The sequence below is a fragment of the Bradyrhizobium sp. F1.13.3 genome (genome assembly GCF_040548265.1).
GTDB lineage: Bacteria > Pseudomonadota > Alphaproteobacteria > Rhizobiales > Xanthobacteraceae > Bradyrhizobium.
Map to the genome: position 1 here is coordinate 170,132 of NZ_JBEPRI010000013.1, position 19,110 is coordinate 189,241.

The window sequence follows — 19,110 nt, forward strand, 5'->3', positions numbered from 1 at the left end:
TGGAACTCGCAACAACCCCGCTCGTCGGCCTGGTAGAAACCGGCTCAACCACAACAGCGGTGACGATCCGCGCGACGCCGGATTGCTCGCTTTGAGCAGCACTATTTGACATTCGGAAAGACAACCAATGTCTCAGGCACTTCGGTCTTTGATACCGACGTCGAACAAGCAGCTCAGCTCCGAACGGAATAACGATTGAGTCTCCAACCTTTAGACCTCTAACTATACTGCGGTCGAGAAAAGCACCTCAATCACTCGAATAATCTGGCCAGAGCGTCCGCGAAGACATTTCAGCCTGCTTTAGGCTTACGTTTAAATTTTACGCTGATCGTTGTCTTGATGCCAGCTTTGGCTATAAAGACGACATGGCCTTCGGCACTGAACCCTAGTTGAAACGTTATTTCATCGAGATCAAACTCTTTGATCGATGGCATCTTGGTGTTGATCAAGATGCTCAGTTGACTAATGACTTTTTGCCATTCTGCGCCAACATCCTCCGTCTTCTTGCCAAATAGGCTCCCTGCAATTTGGGCAAGGCTATCTTGCCTAATCGCTCCCACGGGAAGTGCCTCCTCTCCCGCAAACAGCATTACTTGAGGATCGTCCCAATCAATCCGGTCAGCGCTCCTTGACCGCTTCGCAACTCTATTTTGTTTTGCCGCCATGACTGCCATCCGCTGTGTTGAGCATTAGTTATAAAACTCGAGATCCCAGATACGCCTCACTTGCTCGAGAAGAACTCCGTACCCGTAACTCTGACCATTACTCAAGGTGGTTTTACCGAGATACATAAGATACGGCGGTGTATTTTCGTGCTCGCGATCAAGGACAAGGCATCCTGAATCACCTGGCTGTAGGGATGGGTTGAAGAAGAGCAGATTGCCATTGAGTGGTTCCTGCCCCTGCTGAGCCCAAATCGTGCTGCCAGGAATTTCTATGACTTGGCCGTCTCTCGCTCCCTGGCTTGAAAGCAACCGAATAGGCTTAAAACCGATGACGGAGGATGGAGGTGCTACCTTCTTGCCGCCCCAGGCGCCAATGGGCAAGGCAATCACGGCCGCGTCCATTTTCTCGCTGGCGCGCAGAAGACGCCCGCGGCGGGGGTCACGCTTGACGCTTATTTTAACAGACTTTCCTACCTTCTTCGGACGGACGGCGTGCCGAGCAGTCAGCATGCTGTAGCCATCTCTACGACACCGTACCCAGCAGTTGCCAGATGGACGCGCTGAACCATGCCGGACCGGCAACCAAGGCCTGATTACAATCGGGAAACACCAGCCATCCACTTCAATGGAGTGAGGCAACTTTCGCCTAGCGACCGCCGCGAAGGCGCGAAGTGGAGGAAGATAGTAGATAATGGCGAGCCGTAGGGTCTGCTCCCCAAATGAAACAAATCCGATGGTCGTTATTTCGTTGTCGCAAAAATCCCGAAATCGAGAATCATCTCGAACGACTTTGCTCAAATACGAGGCCCACTGAGCAGCTCTTCTAAAGTGATCTTGCGCTGACTCGGAGGCATCAATGGTTAAGCGTGTTTGCTCGTCCGAAATCGTCGAACCTGGCGGGTACGATGCAGGCAGGGCCTCTCGGATCATTGCTTCGTTCATTGGGCGATCAACAAACCCTAACCCTGGCCCCAGACCTATGTAATAGCTTTTTGCCAACCAGCTGAATAACGCAGCAATCCCCCTCTGCCGAAACACATAAAGCGCAATCGCTCCCGAACCTGCGACCACTACCCAAGCTGCAACGAAAGGCAAACTCAACGGCCCTCCGTCTTGAAGACCGACGCGAAGCGGACCTTTCGCGAGTTCAACAATATAGAAAATGTTTGCCGCAATCTTGGGTAAGACAGCAAGACTTCCAACGATAAGCGAGATCGCAAATAGCCCATAAAGGCCAAATTTTGCTGCTCTCATGGCCACCTCTATATACGAGGATGGTTCTATTGCGACCGTACCTTGCGCCACCGTACCGCTTGTAGCATCCAGTGAAGCAGTCGCAGATTCTAACGCGCTTATGAGACTCCGCGTGTCACCTTCGACGTTCTGCAATCTGAACCTGACGGCGTCGAAGAATACCAAATCCTTTAGCGACGGAGGCAAGTTACCACGATCAGGCATGTCCGCGTCAGCGACGAGCACGGGTATGATTGGTATGTTGCGCTGCAGCGCCAGCTCAATCTCCGGCCGCACAACATTGTCTGGACCGCTCACGCTCTCACGATCCGCCGAAAGCCAAGTGGGGCCTATGATCACCATTAGGGCGTCTGCGTTAATGATCCTTCGTTCGGTTTCGCGAGAAAAGTCCTCACCGGGCCGCGGTGGACCATCAACAAATAACTCTAGGGAACTGGGAAGAGATGCACGAAGTCTCTCCAAGAGTAGCTTCGTCTCGGACTCCGAGTCCTTCCCCCGGTAACTGACAAAAATTCTCGTCATAATTTTTATTGCCGCTGAAATCACATCCGGCCAATTTCAGACTCACATAGCCGCAACGTATCCACAAGCAGTATTATCGGCCATGGTGCGCTTGCCCTGCCCCTTCGCAAACACGAAGTTGAGACAACACGCATGTCATAGCGCGCTACTTTTTACCCTAGTAGCCCCCTGCTAACGGCGCGCTTTCTTTGCAGCGCCAATGCTGCCTCTATGGCAGACTACTACTTCGACGGTGCGATCAAGCTCCGTTGTTGCTGACAGAGGAGGAGCCAAAGGACGGCCCTGACTCATAGGCCATCGCGAGCCGCTACCGTTTAGCTCAATGGGCTTCGAGCCGTTCAAGCGTCAAAAAGCTCTTTGTAGATTGCTCCAATCGCCCCTTTGAGCCTCCCTAAGCTTAAGACAGCCGCACTGTTCAGCTCACATTATGGATTTAACAAAAGCCTCAGGCACGAACCTGCATACGGTTGTACCCGGCATTATCATTATCCGATCATTGTAGATGTCGAAAGTGAGTACTGCCTCCGCCGTATTTTGCGTTACGTTCAGAGTGATTTCGCCCGTTAACATCGCGAGCGGCTGTCCGCCAATTTCCACTTCCGGAGCAGAAAATAGCATTCTAGCTATTTCGACGGCCTGGGCTCCTTTTATCGCGGCCGAAAACGTCCCGCTTGGACGTCTCGCTTTCAGCTCAATCGACACTACATCATTCACATCAAATTCAAAATTGGTTGGCGTGATTGCGATTCGAGACACCGATTTATACTCCTCTGCGAGAAGCCCCGGCGATTTTGGGATAGGTGGCGGCGGTTTCGGGCCTGGGAACGCAACTTGCCAAACACCCCCGGTAAATCCGATGCCATCATTTCCGCAGGTGGTTAGGCCAGTTCGAGCGCGGGCAGGTCTGTTCGTAAGATTGGCCATCCGATGGAGCAAATCCGCACCGTCGGCGTCAGCACCCGTATCACAGGAGTAGATAGTCCAAATAGCGAATCCCTTGTCTTTGAGCTTCATAAACAACGGCGCCCAATCAAATGCATTCCAAGAGTACACGTCAGTTGCCGGATTGTAAGTGGTGGCTTGGCCAGATCCGGCCTCGAACATCCCGCTATTTCCGTGAGCGCCGGTGTTGAGATTTCCGGTTTGAGTAGCTAACCGTCCAAGGTAATTGTTGATCATTTGCTCGGTTGTACTATGTCGCAAGCAGTTCCAAAAATGGGCAGCATCGCAATTCAAGGCGCCGTTATCCGGACCACTTGAAACCGAGTTATGCTCTCCGACGCCCTGACTGTGAACATCACCGCTGTTTACGATCTCGGGATAGAACAACTTCATCACACGTGCCCCCTATCCACACGGATGCCATGTTGCAGGGCCAAGTGAGAAAACTGCTATTGCCACCCTGTCGAAATAAACCGAATTTACGATCCGCTGCTTTGATTGCGTAGTGTTCACTCCACACGACGCGCCAAGGCCGCCTAGGTTGGCATTGTCGAGCCGCGCGCCATTTTGATCCAGCAGATCGATAATCGCGGCCGGATCATCCGAATAGGGGGAATAGTAATGATAATTCGGATTCCAGGAGATGACATAGAAGGAGTCCGTCGTGTTGTTTGGATTGAAAACCTTCGACAAGCTAAGTCTGAGCGTGCTTAGCTCGCATAGAACCGCTGCAGAAGTGGAGGTGATCTGCCAAGGGTCCACCGCGAATTGAAATTCGTGAGTAACAGTCCCAACATTTGGATTCGCTGATGTAAACCCGGTACGCGTTTCTACGTACCCAGGGCTCGTTCGGTTGATCTGTAACACGCTGAACGGTTGGATCGGCTTGCTCTTTTTCTCGACCATGCTTCCTCCTGCTAAGTTTGTTTCAGCTATATGCAATACGTAATAAATCACACCCTCTGTTCAACGACACCTTAGAAGCCTCTGCTTCTCATCGCTGACGCAAAGCCAGCATGCAGATTAATTGCGTCAGCTAACAGCTTCGGGCAAACCGGCGACCGCGTCGGCTGGCATGCGGTAGTACTTACGCGGATTCATTCAGATGAGCGATTTGGAGTATCTTCTACCGACGAACCAATGCTGTCTTGAAGGACCTGTGCAATCACAGTAGCGATCTCCCTTGGCGGCACCGCGCGTGTTCACCGCGGCCGCATATTTCTAGGATGAACTAGCAAGCAATCGGACGCTACCCTGTCCGGCACCCTCACATGCCGACCGGAAACTCGCTCGTAAAAGCACGACGACGGGCTAACCACGACAAGGGGCTACATAACAGCTAGAACAATTGTCGTTTCCGTCGCAATAGCAAACGGTGCGCGTGTTATCCGGCCGACAATTGGCGATCAGACACCAGTCTCCCGGTTGCACCGTGTTGCAAGGTCGTCGTTGAGCAAACCGCATCTCAGCCTCGTTTTGTACAAACGCGTCTATCCGCTTGTACCCGCGACGAATAGCTTCTGACTCAGTTTGAGCGACATCCTTATCGGCCATAAGTACCTCCCTAGCTGAGAACAAGAACTGTCGATCTTCCTACCGTCGCCCCTGGATCTGTATTGCAGTAGTGATTGAAGTTATTTGCGCCGCAAGATGGGCATCCTCAATTGCTCGCGAAGGTCGGATAGCTCTCCCCGACGCCAGCACGTCCAATGGCCCCATTGTAATAAGGAGATCGTCTGTTCTTATGCGTGTTGCTCCTAGGAATGAACCTGCAGGATTGACAGTAACTGAGACCAGCCTCCAAACCGGCGTTACATCGCCGCTTAGAGTCACAATGAACTGCACCTCATGAGAGGTCGTATCTAAAGGCCCGCCAGAGACAAAGGGATTGGAGACGGTTTGAGGTGTCGCCGCGATCAGTCCGACAGCCTCGACCCATTCTTTAAGCTTGAGATCACTTTCAATCAGGACATCACTGTGGTGAATGCAAATCTGCGGTTCTTTAGCAGGAAGCTTGTGCGTCTTGGGATCAAATAAATCGGCGAATACGAAGAAGAATCCAATTGTCACGGTACGAGTGGCGTCTGACGACAATGATGCGTCGCCAGCCAGGGAAAACGCCCCCGGCGGCGTTACTAGAACGCCAGGACTGACATTGGACTTTTCATCTACGATAATTTTGAGAGTTGCTTTAGCTCCCCAAGTGGCGAGCCAGCCAACTGGGTTAGCATTCTTTTCCTGGTACTCGACGATGACATCGTAGATCGCCTTGCCCAATTCACACTTAACCTGGTTGGCAATTCTATTGACAAAGATTCCCGTGTCGTAAGGCGTCTCAGACCGCGGATCAATTTTCGGAACAACCCAGCCACATCCGTTCAAGCTCGCAGCAACGAATGCCACGCATATTGCTCGGCATTGCAAGCCTATGATCATCTCTGCCCCCACGAAGCGCCGAGGACGCTCTGACTAGAGATCTTGTTACCTTCTCATCATGCTTTAGTTGAGACTTCTTCCAATTCAGAGTCCGAGTAAGGCTCGCAGTCAGGATTCATTGACTTATGGCCGCCATGGTTCGAGCAATTCTGACCAATATCAATAAATTGCGCGGGACATAGGCAATGCCGTTTGACTTCGGAAATAACTCGGCGCACCAGCGAACCTTCTGCCGACTAAGGTGAAGAGCGCATCTACAACTTCAAGAAGAGAATGAGTAACAACGTAGGTTTAGCTTCGCCTCGCTGTCAAGTTGCAATTATGAGTAACAGACCTTTGGTTAGGCCAAAACTATGTTTGCACCGCAGCGAGAGCGGGTTGCACCGAACTCCAGATGCGTGCGTGCGCCTTCAAATCGGGAAGATGGGCCAACTCGGCGAGCGTAATTCCCGAGATACAGGCCGCGCACTCATTCGCCCAATGAACTCAGCACTCTCGGCTTTCCCCGAGCCGGTCGGCTAGGCCGGGGGCGGAAAAGGTTGCTATTTCTCTGACAGCCGCGGGATGAGCCCACGACCATCTATGCAAAAGGAAAGGGAGAGCAGCCTTAAAGGGCTAAGTGAAGCGCAACACATCGCGCGCCCTTCTGAGGCTTGATGCATGGAAATTCGTCGCTCTGAACCGCCCCGGGTTTGCCGGAGGCTATTTGGTTTAAGTTATGCCGCCATGGCCGGTTGTTCCAGCATGGCGTAGTAGCGTTGCTCGGCTTCGGCTGGCGGGATGTTGCCGATGGGCTCCAGGAGCCGTCGGTTGTTGAACCAGTCCACCCATTCCAGGGTCGCGAACTCGACGGCCTCGAAGCTGCGCCACGGCCCGCGCCGATGGATCACCTCGGCCTTGTAGAGGCCGTTGATGGTTTCGGCGAGAGCGTTGTCATAGGAATCTCCGACACTACCAACGGAAGGCTCGACGCCAGCTTCAGCCAAGCGCTCGGTGTACTTGATAGAGACGTATTGGCTACCCCTATCGCTATGATGCACGAGCCCGCCGCGGTGGACCGGTCGGCGATCGTGCAGGGCCTGCTCCAGCGCATCGAGCACGAAGCTGGCGTGCGCCGTGCGCGAGGCCCGCCAGCCCACGATCCTGCGGGCATAGGCGTCGATGACGAAGGCGACGTAGACGAATCCGCTCCAGGTCGCGACATAGGTGAAGTCGGAGAGCCAAAGGACGTTCGGCCTTGGCGCCCTGAACTGGCGGTTGACGTGATCCAGCGGGCATGGGGCGGCCTTGTCGCTGATCGTGGTCTTAACCGGTTTGCCGCGGATAACCCCCTGCAAACCCATGTCCTGCATCAATCGCGACACCGTGCAACGAGCAACATCGAAGCCTTCTCGCTTGAGCTGCCGCCACACCTTGCGCGCGCCGTAGACGGAGAAGTTCTCATCGAAGACGCGCCGAACCTCGATCTTCAGCGCGGCGCCCTGCCTGGCTCGCGCCGACAGCTTGGCAGGATCGCGCCGCTTGGCCACATGGGCATGGTAGGTCGAGGGGGCGATCGGCAACACCTTGCAGATCGGCTCGACCCCATGCGCCCCACGATGATCGTCGATGAAGGCGATCATGGCTTGGACCGGCGGTCGAGCTCCGCCATCGCAAAATAAGCGCTTGCCTTGCGTAGGATCTCGTTGGCCTGCCGCAGCTCACGGTTCTCCCGTTCCAGGGCCTTCAGCTTCTCGGCCATCTCAGTCGGGACACCGGCCCGCTGCCCGCTGTCGATCTCGGCCTTCTTGACCCAGTCATGCAGCGTCTGCGCTGTGCAGCCGATCTTGGCCGCAATCGAGGTCACTGCCGCCCAGCGCGACGGGTGCTCGCCGGCGTGATCCAGAACCATCCGAACCGCACGGTCGCGGACTTCAGGCGAAAACTTGTTCGTGGTCTTGCTTGTCATGGCTCCATCCTCTCAGGAGTTGGAGCCTCCGGCAAACCCGGGGCGGTTCACTCCTTACACTCGATAACCTTTCGCTATTATTTTCACAGTCGTCGGGATCTGGGCAGATCAGGGGGGAGAATATAAGCGGTGGAATGCCTGTATCGCGGCGGATATCGTGCTGCAGCGGTAAGCGCAGGGCTCGCATTGATGCCGACGAACTAGCGCAGTGAGGTCGGGCTCAAAACTGATGACCTTCTCGACCGCTGCAGTATCGCGCTGCTCCGAGCCGCACTCAAGGAAGGCGCAAAACAACCGCTACATGACTTCACAGTATTCGGCCCCATTGTGTTTGCGCGCTAGGGTGTTTCTTGCGCTACTTGGCTTACTTCCCAATGTGATTTTCAAATATGAACCCTGTCCAAAAATCGAGTGCTTCCGAGAACACCTGATCGGCAGCGCGAGTATTTCCGTCGTCCACGAAATGGACGCTCCATCCAGCATCTTCTTCGCAGCTAACCACCACTTCGACCTTAGGATCGCGAAAGGTATTCACTTCGGAATGCTTAGAGGCTGTTGCGGCGTATCGACACAAATATAGCGCACGACATTTTTCCCTGCCGTGGGCCTGCAGATCGCCGAGGGAGCGAACACCGAGCGCCTTTCGTTGGTCTGCCGTCATGTCTTTGAAGACCCAGTCGCCGAGATGCCAAGCGGTGACAGCGGCATTGAAGGCGCTGTCCTTCAGTTGATCTACAAGCTCCACCATTGCGGCTAGGTCTTCTTCGTCGCGCCCAGCGACTTCTCGATAACGATCCAGTTCTCGGTGCAACTTGTCGAGCATTTCCCGACAATCCAGAAATGCGAATGTTTGCTCTCGACTTGGAAGAGGCATGCTCAAGTATCCTTTATGGGTCAGTCCAGTCCAGCATCACAGAAAGGCACAAATGCACGGCGGGCCGATTTGTTTGACAAGACTCTGCATTATCGATTGTTGGGGCAACTCGATATGTTCAAAGTCGCTGACGCTGCTGCGCCTGAGCGCGTCCGAGATGCTGGAGAGTTGCTTCATGAGAGAGACTCTAAGACGGCGAGCGCCTCGCCAACGCTTGTCACGGCCACACGGTAAAGACTTGCGCTCTCAAGCTGCGGTTCAATTCGCAATGATGAGATGCGACCGTATGTGTTTCTCTCATTGGGAAACGGAACACTCTTCGTGATCGGAGCACCGTTAGCTTCAGCAGCCGCCCTGACTCGCTCATCCTCTGGGAGCCACAGCGTTATCTGAGATATCGTTACTCTCTCGAAAGCGAAAGCCCGGCCAGTGCTAGTCCGGAAAAAACAAAGATACTGCACGGGTTCACGATACTTCTTGAACTTTGGATTTGCTGCCACCGCAGCTTCAATGGCTAGACCAAGTTCACTGGGAGACTTCATTCTATTCCTTTCGCTGTAGAGAGCGGACCAAAGAGCACAACTTTCTGAGGAACGCGAATGGCAACTTTGGAGAAAAGGTTCCATTCAGCGGAGCGCCGCGTAGCTTACGTCATTTGACGCGATGAACAGCGTGGCCGACTTGACTCGCCCTGTTTCTTAGGATTTGGACTCTACCTCTTGCCCTAGCCTCGACGAAGTGTACTAACGTGCGCGCGCTTTTTAGATCGTGCGCTTTTGCCAGACGGAACCGCCCTGTCCCGTCTGTAAGCGTAAGCGCCGATAGTGCCAGCATTACCTCGTCCGCTGAGGAACACTCGCAAGGCACCCATCCGTCGCGATCAATTAGACGCCGCTGGAATTCGGCAGTTGGCTCGCCAGCTTCGCCGCGAGAATTTCCGGCTTGAGGTGGGTGTATCGCATCAACATGCGGAGGTCCTTATGCCCACTGATCGATGCGACCTCCGCTGGATTCAGGCCCATTTCAAAGAAGCGACTTACTGCTTCGTGACGAAGATCATGGAATCGCAGGCTGTAAATACCTCCGCAGCCCGCCCGTTCGGCACGTCGTTTGCATCGCTCCCACGCAAGCCGAAAGCCGTTGGCAGAAGTCAAGAACGCTCTTTCAGAGTTGGCAGCGAGACTCCTGCGCCCCCGAAGTATTTCTCTCGCGCGCTCAGTCAAAGGGATAGTTCGCGGCATCCCTGTCTTTGTTGTCGGTATGTGTAGCACTCCGGTATCTAAGTTTACGTCTTTCCATCGAATGGCGAGTAGTTCGCCGCGTCGCATGCCTGTTTCAATGGCCAAATGGATAGCATCTATAAGCAACCTGTTCGCGACCGTTTTGCAGGCTGTCCGCAGCCCTTCAAGTTCGCCACGCTCCAGCCTACGCTCTCTCCCAGCAGGAGCTTTCGGCTTTCTTACCGAGGCAATTGGATTTTCTAAGGAGCTAAATTCCCATTCGCGTCGCGCGGTTTCAAAAACCGATCTCAGCAATCCCAGCTCTCTAATTACTGTGCCTGGGCCAACCAAGCGCAACCGATCATCCCGGTATTCGATAAAATCGCGAGTATGTATTCTTGAAATGGGAGTGTCGGACCACTTTTGCCGGAGAAAAGAATCAATACGCTTTCTCTCGGATTCGATACCTCGCTTGCCTATGGTTACGTTGTCGCGGTACCGTATCAACAGGTCCGCGACAGTTACTTTGGAGAGCGCGCGAACGTCATTAGGTATTAGAGTTCTGTCCAATTCGATCTCTACGTGCCGCGCCCATCGTTGAGCGTCGCACTTCGTCAGAAATGATTGAGTACGAGATTGGTAGCCCAATCGGCGGACTTGGACCTGCCACTTACCATTTCGTAGACGGAGACTGGCCATCGGAGACTACTCCTTGTTGTGTCGTTCCGGTCAAGATTGAGCGGCTCTTTGCCAAGGATCACCCTGGACAACGAAAGCAATGAGCTGAACCTCGATGTTAGGAGCGATAGTTGCACCTGTACGCGTTTACGTGCACGCCGAGAGCTTCGAGATGTAAGATTCAACCGTCGAACGATAAGCTTTTCGTAGAAAGCTTGCCGAAGTGCAAAGGCGCTAAATTTCCGGTTGCATATCGATCAAAGCGCTCTAGAATCGATTGATATTCATTCTGAGTGACATGGCAGGCAAGCAAGCCAAGACACTTTCGGCCGATCATATCGACGATCTCCTCCTTTTCGCCGAGCGCTCTCGCCATCCGTTACGCAACCGTTTGATCGTTCTGCTTTCGGTTAAGGCCGGTCTTCGCGCTGCAGAGATAGCCAAACTGACCTGGGATATGGTGCTCGACCCGAGCGGCGAAGTCGGCAGCACTATCGAGCTTCAAGACAAGATCGCAAAGAAGCGTAGCGGGAGATCCATTCCGCTGCACGCCGACCTGCGAGAGGCGCTCTCCGCAGTAAGGCAGTTAGGCGTAAATCAAGGGCCGGTCATTCGGTCACAGCAAGGCGGCGCAATGACGCCGCTTAGTATCGTTGTCTGGTTTCACCGCGCGTTCAAGACGCTGGATTTGAAAGGCTGCTCGTCGCATTCGGGTCGCAGAACGTTCATCACCCGCGCCGCTCGCCTAGTGCACAAGGCTGGTGGTTCCTTACGGGATGTTCAATTGCTCGCTGGACATCGCTCGATCCAGACCACGCAAGGCTACATCGATGGCGACACGGATGCACAGAGGGCTTTGATATCTCTGATCTAGAACCGCGTTCGTCCAATATACGACTGTCCCGACAGGTGGCGGCAAAGCCGACTGCCCCCGTTACGAAGCTTCGTGAAGCACGCAATCACGCCGATGCTTTCATTCGCGCGGTCTGCACGTTCGCTGGATCACTCTCGCTACTCGATGAGATCGATGACGAGTTTCGCCGCTCGGGCCTCGATCAAGCTGTCGCGTCGGGTGAAACATCGCCCATTTTTGATTGGCTCCTGACGGCGTTCAACTTTCAGGGCGTCTCGGATCAAGCGGCCCGGAGCTACATGGAAAAGCATGGGAGCGCGTCCTGGGCCAAAATGGAGGCGAGCGTCCAAGCTTGCCCCTCCTGCCCAAAGCTCCAAAGTTACTGGAACTATGAAGGCTGCCGGTACGACAAGGGCAGCTTCACCTGCGCCGAGCCCGACCACATCGATGCCTGTCCAGTACCTCGGGCACGACTGCGCAACGGGAGGCTGAATCAGACAGCGGCCTCATTCTTCCTCTTCGTCAGAGACATCGCTGGTGGTGATCTCGTCGGATGGATTGATACCCAATTGGAGACGGCCAGAGAATCCACGAACGCCGATCTCGAAGCTGCGAGGCAGGAAGCCTTAATTGGTCCCCTCCGAGGCATTTTTGGCGTCGCCGACAAGGTTCTGACCAACGCCCTGTCATGGCTTATGATAGGCGCGCGCGACCAACGACCCATCTGGTTCGAAACGGGAAAGGCCATGGTGGTTGTGGACCGGCTTGTCCATAATCACTTGTTTCGGACGGGCATAATGGAAGCTTGCGGCATTCCCCATCACTACGGCCGCGGGTGCTACGCCGAAGGCGGCTGTGCCGAGATCATCCGAAGTGCCGCAGATCGAATTGATGCACGCAGCTTTAATCCGAATTTTCCGAAAGTCTTCCCGCGTTTCGTCCAGCATGCCGTCTGGTCGTTATGTGCAGCGGACCGCTTAGACGTGTGCAACGCCAATCGGATTGACGACCAAAAGCCTTGCCAACTCAGCTACTGCCAACTGTTTCGACTCTGCGGTCGAAAACCGCTAAAAGCGACGTAAATTCAGATATTTATCGCAATTATCAATGCTTGTTCTTGGCCAATAATTAGCCTATACTGTATAAGCAAGGTCGATTCACGACTTTGCTCATTTTAGACTTGGAGATACTTCCGGGAATACTTTTGCCCACCCTTCGGGTCTGAAATGGCCGTTCCACTCGCGAATTAAGGGAGCCCTTGGCTCCCTTTCGCATTTCTAGGAGCTGCTCAATGGGCAAGAAAACTGGGAAGACCGAACCGGCAAAGGCTGATCCGGTCTACGTCATAGGAATAGACGCAAACGGTAAGCCGCGCGGCGCTCGGTTCGCCGAGCTGAAGGACAGCATCGTATCCGCGGCCATGGATCTCAAGTGCCGCGTGCTGATCAACCCACCGGAAGCAGTGTCAGCACTGGGTATGAAGCTTCCAATGGGACGAGTGTACGGAGGCGGCAAGGTCGTAAAGCTGTTCGTCCCGAATATCAGGCGTGAACTCTACGACAAGATACTGGAAGCGGCGGGGCCGCTTGCAGAGGAGCCCGCCGCCGAAAAAGCATATGCATCGGAGCAGGCATCCGAGAACACTCAGGCAAAAGGCGAGACGGATGCTGCGACGGACGACGTAAGGTGCATCTCTCCGGTAACATCGGGCTTGCCGCGCAGTTGGGAGGAAATCACCGTCGGCCACATGGTGCTGGCCCACGAGTCGCCTGACGATGGCTGGTGGGAGGCGGTGGTTATAAATCGCGAGGACGAGATTCTGACCTTGCGGTATCGCGACGCACCCAAGCTGCCGAAGTTCATCAGGCACATCAACACGGTCGCGTTGGTCAACCCCGGTCCCGGCTGATCTACCCACCTCGTCTGCAAATTGGCTCGGGCTGCGGCCCGGGCCAAGCCCCTATCCATGCGCCGGACAGATTCCGGCATTCCCCCAAACATCAGCGGAGAAAGCAACCATGTCGGTTGAACGGATTCGTGCGCTCAATGATCAACTTCGAACGACCCTCACGGGCGGCAAGGCGTTCATGACGCCCGGCATTGCCGCGCTCGGACCAGAGGCCGTTCAGCGTCTCGTGACAGCTATAGCGACGTTCGACGATTTCTGTATGGCCAACGATCCGCACGGCGAGCATGATTTCGGTATGTTCGAGTTCGAGAGTTCGTCCATAATTTTCAAAATCGAATACTTCGACACGAACTTTGAATTCGGTTCACCTGACCCAGCCGACCCCGCTGTCACTCGGCGGGTGATTACCCTCATGCTGGCCGACGAATATTAAGAGTGATTCAGTCGGGCTTGATTGCGGAGAGCCGCTTGATGGCCTCGCGAGGGTCGAACCCGATTGCTTCAGCAAAGGCTAAAAGCTCGACCACATCGACCTTTCTTTGACCTCCTTCGACCGTGGCAACGAAGGATTGATATCGACGGAGCTTCTTCGCGACCTCGGCCTGAGTCAGCCCAGCCTGCTTCCGCCTTTCGACTAGGAAGTCCTTCAGGGCTTGATGTCTTGAAGACCGGAGTGTCCGGGACATGATCGACCGCTCTAACGAGAGGGTCGATCAAATAATCCGATTTACAGATTATCTAAAAACCAGATATTTTCTGCACTGAGATCGCGACTTTAGCTCGGTTTCGAGCACCAACGCCGCCCGCAGCCCATTGATGACTTACTACTACAGCGCGGCGTTCGGGGCCAAAAATTCTAGGAAAAAACTTCAATCTCCTCCCTCGCTAGGAACAGACATGGCGATAAATGCTAAAATGACGACTGCTGTGGCTTTGGCGTGCTTCTTGGGCACACTCGTCGGGATCAATTCGCAAGCTATAGCCAACGAAAAGGTCCACTACCCTAACGTAGTATTACCGGGCGCAATGATCGATCCAGTGACCGTTCGCGCTGAAATATACCGCCCGCGTGGAAATGGCGCGTTCCCGGCGGTCATCGTGTTGCACGGGTGCGGCGGCCATGACGCTCATCACGAGCGTTGGGCTGAACGGTTGGTATCGTGGGGGTACGTCGCCGTTGTCGTCGATAGTTTTGCCTCACGTGGTTACGGCAGTATTTGCAAAGAGACCACCGCTGTCACTCCCGAGATGCGCGTCTCCGACATCTATGGAACGGCGGAGTATCTGCGGAAACTGCCAAATATTGACAAGGATCGGATGGGCCTGCTTGGCTTTTCGCATGGTGCTTGGACAATAATGAAGGCGATTCAAGAGAAGTATCAACTCAAGCTCTTCGGCATACGGACGGCGGTAGCTTACTATCCGTATTGTAATCCAAAACTTGATGTCAGGATTGACATCCCCCTGCTCGTTCTCATGGGCGAGGACGATGATTGGACTCCTGCTGCGCTATGCCACGAACTGCAGACCGACGAAGCCCTGAAGAAGGGCGCTCCAGTTGAGATGATCTTCTACCCCGGAGCGTACCATGGCTTTGACCGACCTCAGGCTGTCAGCGAAGTCAGCGGCTGGAGTGTTGGAGGCGGCGTGAAGAAACACAAGATGGGAGGCAATCCAAAAGCCGCTGAGGATTCCTTTGAGCGGACAAGAGAATACTTTGCTCGAAGGCTCGATAAAACTGCGCGATAAATCGGTCGGCCGCGAAGCGGCGCGTCGCCGCGGCAAGGATGCCCTACGTTCCGAAGGCGCTTCTCAAGCGAATGATCGCTTAATCGACGTACAAACGGCCCACGACCGCGATGTCGGCGATAGCACGCAGATTGCCAACCTCTGCCCTCGCCGCCATCTTCACAAGCCGTTTACTCGGACGACCAGCTTCGATTTGCTTAATAGCCCTATAAAGCGCTTTGGCAAACGCCCGCGCGCTATCCTCTAGAACGTATTCGCCATAATCTCCCGGTCCCCTTCGTCACCGCCCCTGATTCTTCCGTATTCCAACGTGCAACCGAACTCGCGTGCGACTCTTGAACGGCTTGCCAGAGTGCACGTGGATGTTAGCCATTTCCCCTCGAGGGGACAGATATAGTTCTCTCTCTGAAAGCCTCGTCAGCAATTCCCCCCGAACTTTCAAGCGAACGGTCCTAATAGTCTTCTAGGCCGTCAAGACACGTATGACGGCCTAGAACTATCGATCTTTAGGACGACCCCTCCTTCCAAAATCAAGACGCTGGCGGGACCCTTAAAGCTCCGCAAGCTCGTTTAGATCGTTTTCTAGCTCAAATAGTTCAGCTTCTAAGTCAAACAGCTCGTCGCCATCCCCAATGACATCTAGTAGGTCAGTGAACTGTTTGGCATAACCCGCCATACGTTCAGTGAAATCACAGATAAGAGGTAGGAGCTGAGCTATTTTTTGCATTTGCACCGGCGGCGATTGCCGCCGAAGTAAGGTTTCCTCCAACGCTTTGAGGCGGTCTTGCATCTCACGGGACGCGGAGTCAAAACCTGCTAGAAAATAGGTCATATCGACGGCCCAGCCGCAGCTATCGTCGAGTAATATAGACGCACGCTTGATTTTCTTTCTAAGGTCGCGCGGGTCCAGCGCGGTCTTCACACTCGCCTTTTTCTTTGATTCCTTTCGTTCCCGACGAACTCTTTTTTCTTTCCACATCATCTCAATCTCCAAATTGATGCGCGGCACGTGCCGCATTATTCATTTACAAGTTTGGAAATGGGCTCTGGGGAATGCCATCCGGCCAACCTGCGGTGACTTTATCGCGGATACCACGAACAATCGAAGCGCCCGATAGGCATTGAGCCACGCCCGCCGTCGGCCGTTATCGTTGGAGGCGCTTGGATAAATCGCAAGGATAGTGCGGACGACTAATTCAAAACCAGAATTGAATCTTCATCCATTCGGCCACTTTTGAACGCCTTCAGCGCATAGTCGGCCATGGTCCCGTAGCTGACCGGCGTCACGTGGATCCGCGCCAGTCGATCATTTAGATAGAACCTACTTCGGTCGCGGAAATGCTGATCGAGAGGCACCTTCAACCTCGATTGAAGACCCCACAATCTGTTCTGAATCCCACTCGGTAGGATCGCCGGGCTTGGACGGGGCAGCAAAGCGACGATGTTGAAGTGAAGGCCATCATTCGCGACAGCAAGACGGTTCGGTTCACCTTGATTCCACTTGAACACCGGCAAGTCAGGGCCCCCAACGAAGATCGGCCGGAGGTGAGCCCAGTTACGATGGTTCGGACGATGGATCATGTGCTTGGCGAGAGTCCAATGCACGCGCTCCACTTCTTGCCGCATAGTATCCATATGGTTCTGACGTGAACCCGGCAATGGGTTGAACATGAAGTTCACGAAGTATCCTTCGCGCCCCTCGTCCATCTTTTCAGCTATCATGCTTGAATATGCTTCCACTATGGCTTCTCTATAATGAAAGCCATAGGTAGGTTGATGTTGTGTCATCGTTGGTCCGTTGATGTTGTGATTTGAATGATCTATTCAGACATGACTACCCATATGAAGAGGGTGATTTCTCCATGTTGAAGTACCGCGCATCGGGACAACCACTGAGCGCGTCGGCTATGTCATTCTGAATTAGCTATTTACAAGATTGCCCGTCGGACACCGCGAGCGTACTAGCGGATCATCGAGCGCAGGTGCGGGCTGCCCTGTTCAAGATCCCATACGGCGTAGGCGGGCGTCATTCCCCTAGTAAGGTCGATCAGCCCCGGTCGCGCTTGTCAGCACAACCGCGACCTCGATCTTTCAAGCCACAGCCAGAATAGCCAACGACGGCCTAAGAGGTCCTATCTGCGCACGCCGTGCGCGGCGAGCCATCGGATCGCGACTGAGGGCTTCTCCTACGATTTCACTGGGGTACCAGTCCGCCCCCTTCAAGCTATGGCAACGCAGGCGGAGAGGACATGTCCTCTCCGCCTGCCGAGCGGCGATAGGTTTAGTTTAAAGGTCGGCGAAGTAGTCGGGATCGAACGGCTTCCCGCGTTTTGGCGCTGTATCTCTCGGATTTGGTTGTGCACCGGCAGAAGAAGCCAGTTCTGCGTCGGCAATAACCGGCTGCAGTCGCATCCAATTTTGATCGCGATTTAAAAAGAACCATTTCGGTTTTTCACGCGGCCCCTTGCGTTTCGACTCGTACCCAAGCCCCTTGAGCGTCTTTCGAACAGCACTTTTTGGGAAGCCACGCGTTGCTGCGATGCCGAACAGATGCTCCTTACGTATCTCACCCCGTCCCCGAAACACGTCGTGAACGAACTCGACGATATTCACCCGGGCTAGGAGCGGTGCGCGGCGAATCGTTTCGATGAGCCGTTCTCGGTCTACAGCGGGCAAATGACGCCATGCGTCGCGACACTCCTGTTTCCACAGAGCGAGCATTTCATCGAACGTCGTCGTCCTCTGCCGCTGTTGGGTTTGCCTCACCGCTTCCTTGGCGACCCGGCTGCCAACTGATGACTTCGCTGCGCGGTTCAGTGGAGCGCTTAGTGCTTTTGCAATCGCGGCAAATTCGGCAGCCTTTTTGAGCTGCGCATCGCGCCCGCCAGCCTCCTCGATCTTCAGAAGCGCTCTTTGGTTGTTGTCCAAACGAGCGTCTCTTGCAGCCCGCTTGGCCTCTGGCGTGATTTGGCTGATCTTGATCGCCCGATCAATGATCTTGCGGCGCGCTGCCACAGAGCGGCCAAGTACCGGCAGCTCACGAGCGGCAAGTGCAACGCCGCCCGGGGGCCGTCCAACTTTGCTTTTCTGGCCAACTTGGCCAGAAATGTTCACTTTGGCTGAAGCGAGGTTGAGATAGGCGACGAGCTTTTCCGCTTTTTGAAGAACAGTCAGCGTTTTCCGGAAAAGGTCTTCGCCCAATCGGACTAGTTTAGCCTCCGTGTCGTCGCCGTCCAAAATAGAACACCAAATCCTTTGTCTACCGGCCCTTTTGATGGCCTCAAGACGATGCGCTCCGGCAACAAGAACGAACTTTCCTTTGTTTTTGCCGCCTCGCTGGTTTGGTTCGGCACGACGAATGGCAATGGGGTGCAGCAAATCGTACAGAAGTATGGACTCCCCGATGTCAGCGACGACGTTTTCGTCCAGCTTGTCTAGTTCCTTGGGAATCAAGATGCTGGCAGTGCTGATCAATTGGTATCTACCTTCTCGATGGAGATCGCGCGTTTCATCGGCGCGCGCCGTTCCCGCAATCCGCACTCGGGAAGTAAGCTCGCGGCGGTGGCTCCTTTTTCCAAACCCCGAGAATTTCCCTTTCTCAAAAAGATCGTCTACCCATTTCTGGGTCTTCTTGTTCGGTGCCATTTCAATCTCCTCAATCGCTAACAGGTTTCCATTGGCGCGCGAAAACGAGGCCGTCGTCTTCACGCGCGGCTTGTCGCCAGCAACGACCGCCAACACATGGCCCATCTGATTGAGTTGGAAATCTACGGAGCACATGCGTAGTCGGCCGCGGCTTAGCGGTGGGACTTCCACGTGACTGGCGCTATGGCTCAGTAGAGAAAGGATGAGACTATCGGCGTCTGTCTAATTTACGCACGCTCTCCTGATAGGAAAAATAGCACTGCCCCGCTGCAAATCAATAGGGCGGCCCACGACCTTCCCGATGATCGCCGTTTGCCTCACCGTGTTTGACGATCCCCAGGTCTGAAACCGGGTGAGCGTCGTCCCACTTTCCGCTCCTTAGGACGCGCGGTAATCTGTTGTTTTGCTTGACTTT

Annotated in this window: 18 protein-coding genes and 1 other annotated feature; of the genes, 6 read left to right on the top strand and 12 right to left on the bottom strand. The window is 54.4% G+C overall.

What is annotated here, in order from left to right; all coding sequences use genetic code 11:
- Nucleotides 1-290 precede the first annotated feature (290 nt).
- The 8 genes from ABIB66_RS30140 to ABIB66_RS30175 form a co-directional block, all read right to left on the bottom strand.
- A complete protein-coding gene (locus tag ABIB66_RS30140) occupies nt 291-665 on the bottom strand; it encodes a Pepco domain-containing protein (RefSeq protein WP_354256721.1) in 375 nt (124 codons plus the stop codon).
- Nucleotides 666-689: 24 nt separating this feature from the next.
- Nucleotides 690-2,441: a toll/interleukin-1 receptor domain-containing protein gene (locus ABIB66_RS30145; protein WP_354256724.1), complete on the bottom strand. Its 1,752-nt coding sequence runs from the start codon at nt 2,439-2,441 to the stop codon at nt 690-692.
- 420 nt (nt 2,442-2,861) lie between these two features.
- The gene (locus ABIB66_RS30150) at nt 2,862-3,776 is read right to left on the bottom strand and encodes a hypothetical protein (RefSeq protein ID WP_354256727.1); all 915 of its coding nucleotides are present in this window, start codon (nt 3,774-3,776) and stop codon (nt 2,862-2,864) included.
- Nucleotides 3,777-3,788: 12 nt separating this feature from the next.
- On the bottom strand, nt 3,789-4,289 hold the full coding sequence (locus ABIB66_RS30155; RefSeq protein ID WP_354256730.1) for a hypothetical protein: 501 nt from the start codon (nt 4,287-4,289) through the stop codon (nt 3,789-3,791).
- 687 nt (nt 4,290-4,976) lie between these two features.
- Nucleotides 4,977-5,786: a hypothetical protein gene (locus tag ABIB66_RS30160; RefSeq protein ID WP_354256733.1), complete on the bottom strand. Its 810-nt coding sequence runs from the start codon at nt 5,784-5,786 to the stop codon at nt 4,977-4,979.
- Between the two features lie 749 nt (nt 5,787-6,535).
- Nucleotides 6,536-7,767, bottom strand: a protein-coding gene (locus tag ABIB66_RS30165; protein ID WP_354256736.1) for an IS3 family transposase whose coding sequence is annotated in 2 segments (ribosomal slippage) — nt 6,536-7,476 and nt 7,476-7,767 — 1,233 coding nt in all. Because the reading frame shifts where the segments join, the coding sequence is not laid out codon by codon here.
- Nucleotides 7,367-7,483, bottom strand: a sequence feature (AL1L pseudoknot). (Overlaps the previous gene by 117 nt.)
- Nucleotides 7,768-8,131: 364 nt before the next feature.
- Nucleotides 8,132-8,590 (bottom strand): hypothetical protein, encoded by a 459-nt coding sequence (locus ABIB66_RS30170; protein ID WP_354256739.1) that lies wholly within the window; start codon nt 8,588-8,590, stop codon nt 8,132-8,134.
- A gap of 935 nt (nt 8,591-9,525) precedes the next feature.
- Nucleotides 9,526-10,560 (bottom strand): tyrosine-type recombinase/integrase, encoded by a 1,035-nt coding sequence (locus ABIB66_RS30175; RefSeq protein WP_354256741.1) that lies wholly within the window; start codon nt 10,558-10,560, stop codon nt 9,526-9,528.
- 277 nt (nt 10,561-10,837) lie between these two features.
- Between ABIB66_RS30175 and ABIB66_RS30180 the strand changes: the two genes are divergently transcribed.
- The 4 genes from ABIB66_RS30180 (at nt 10,838) to ABIB66_RS30195 (ending at nt 13,734) form a co-directional block, all read left to right on the top strand.
- Nucleotides 10,838-11,413, top strand: a complete 576-nt coding sequence (locus ABIB66_RS30180; protein WP_041751266.1) for a tyrosine-type recombinase/integrase — start codon at nt 10,838-10,840, stop codon at nt 11,411-11,413.
- A gap of 35 nt (nt 11,414-11,448) precedes the next feature.
- Complete coding sequence (locus ABIB66_RS30185; RefSeq protein ID WP_354256745.1) at nt 11,449-12,474, top strand: hypothetical protein; 1,026 nt, start codon at nt 11,449-11,451, stop codon at nt 12,472-12,474.
- Between the two features lie 209 nt (nt 12,475-12,683).
- Nucleotides 12,684-13,301, top strand: coding sequence for a hypothetical protein (locus tag ABIB66_RS30190; protein ID WP_354256748.1), 618 nt, complete (start codon nt 12,684-12,686; stop codon nt 13,299-13,301).
- 109 nt (nt 13,302-13,410) lie between these two features.
- A complete protein-coding gene (locus tag ABIB66_RS30195) occupies nt 13,411-13,734 on the top strand; it encodes a DUF3768 domain-containing protein (RefSeq protein ID WP_354256751.1) in 324 nt (107 codons plus the stop codon).
- A 7-nt stretch (nt 13,735-13,741) separates the two neighbouring features.
- Here the strand turns inward: ABIB66_RS30195 and ABIB66_RS30200 are convergent, their stop codons facing one another.
- Entirely contained in the window at nt 13,742-13,987 is a 246-nt protein-coding gene (locus ABIB66_RS30200; RefSeq protein WP_354256754.1) for a helix-turn-helix domain-containing protein, read from the bottom strand.
- Nucleotides 13,988-14,117: 130 nt separating this feature from the next.
- Between ABIB66_RS30200 and ABIB66_RS30205 the strand changes: the two genes are divergently transcribed.
- Together ABIB66_RS30205 and ABIB66_RS30210 are read left to right on the top strand one after the other, a co-directional pair.
- On the top strand, nt 14,118-15,050 hold the full coding sequence (locus tag ABIB66_RS30205; RefSeq protein ID WP_354256757.1) for a dienelactone hydrolase family protein: 933 nt from the start codon (nt 14,118-14,120) through the stop codon (nt 15,048-15,050).
- The gene (locus tag ABIB66_RS30210) at nt 15,019-15,297 is read left to right on the top strand and encodes a hypothetical protein (RefSeq protein WP_354256760.1); all 279 of its coding nucleotides are present in this window, start codon (nt 15,019-15,021) and stop codon (nt 15,295-15,297) included. The genes ABIB66_RS30205 and ABIB66_RS30210 overlap by 32 nt, the downstream gene beginning before the upstream one ends.
- Nucleotides 15,298-15,600: 303 nt before the next feature.
- Here the strand turns inward: ABIB66_RS30210 and ABIB66_RS30215 are convergent, their stop codons facing one another.
- The 3 genes from ABIB66_RS30215 to ABIB66_RS30225 all read right to left on the bottom strand — a co-directional run bounded on the left by ABIB66_RS30215 (nt 15,601) and on the right by ABIB66_RS30225 (nt 18,830).
- Nucleotides 15,601-16,032, bottom strand: coding sequence for a hypothetical protein (locus tag ABIB66_RS30215; RefSeq protein WP_354256763.1), 432 nt, complete (start codon nt 16,030-16,032; stop codon nt 15,601-15,603).
- A 209-nt stretch (nt 16,033-16,241) separates the two neighbouring features.
- Nucleotides 16,242-16,838, bottom strand: coding sequence for a hypothetical protein (locus tag ABIB66_RS30220; RefSeq protein WP_354256766.1), 597 nt, complete (start codon nt 16,836-16,838; stop codon nt 16,242-16,244).
- 498 nt (nt 16,839-17,336) lie between these two features.
- A complete protein-coding gene (locus ABIB66_RS30225) occupies nt 17,337-18,830 on the bottom strand; it encodes a ParB/RepB/Spo0J family partition protein (protein WP_354256769.1) in 1,494 nt (497 codons plus the stop codon).
- Between the last annotated feature and the right edge of the window lie 280 nt (nt 18,831-19,110).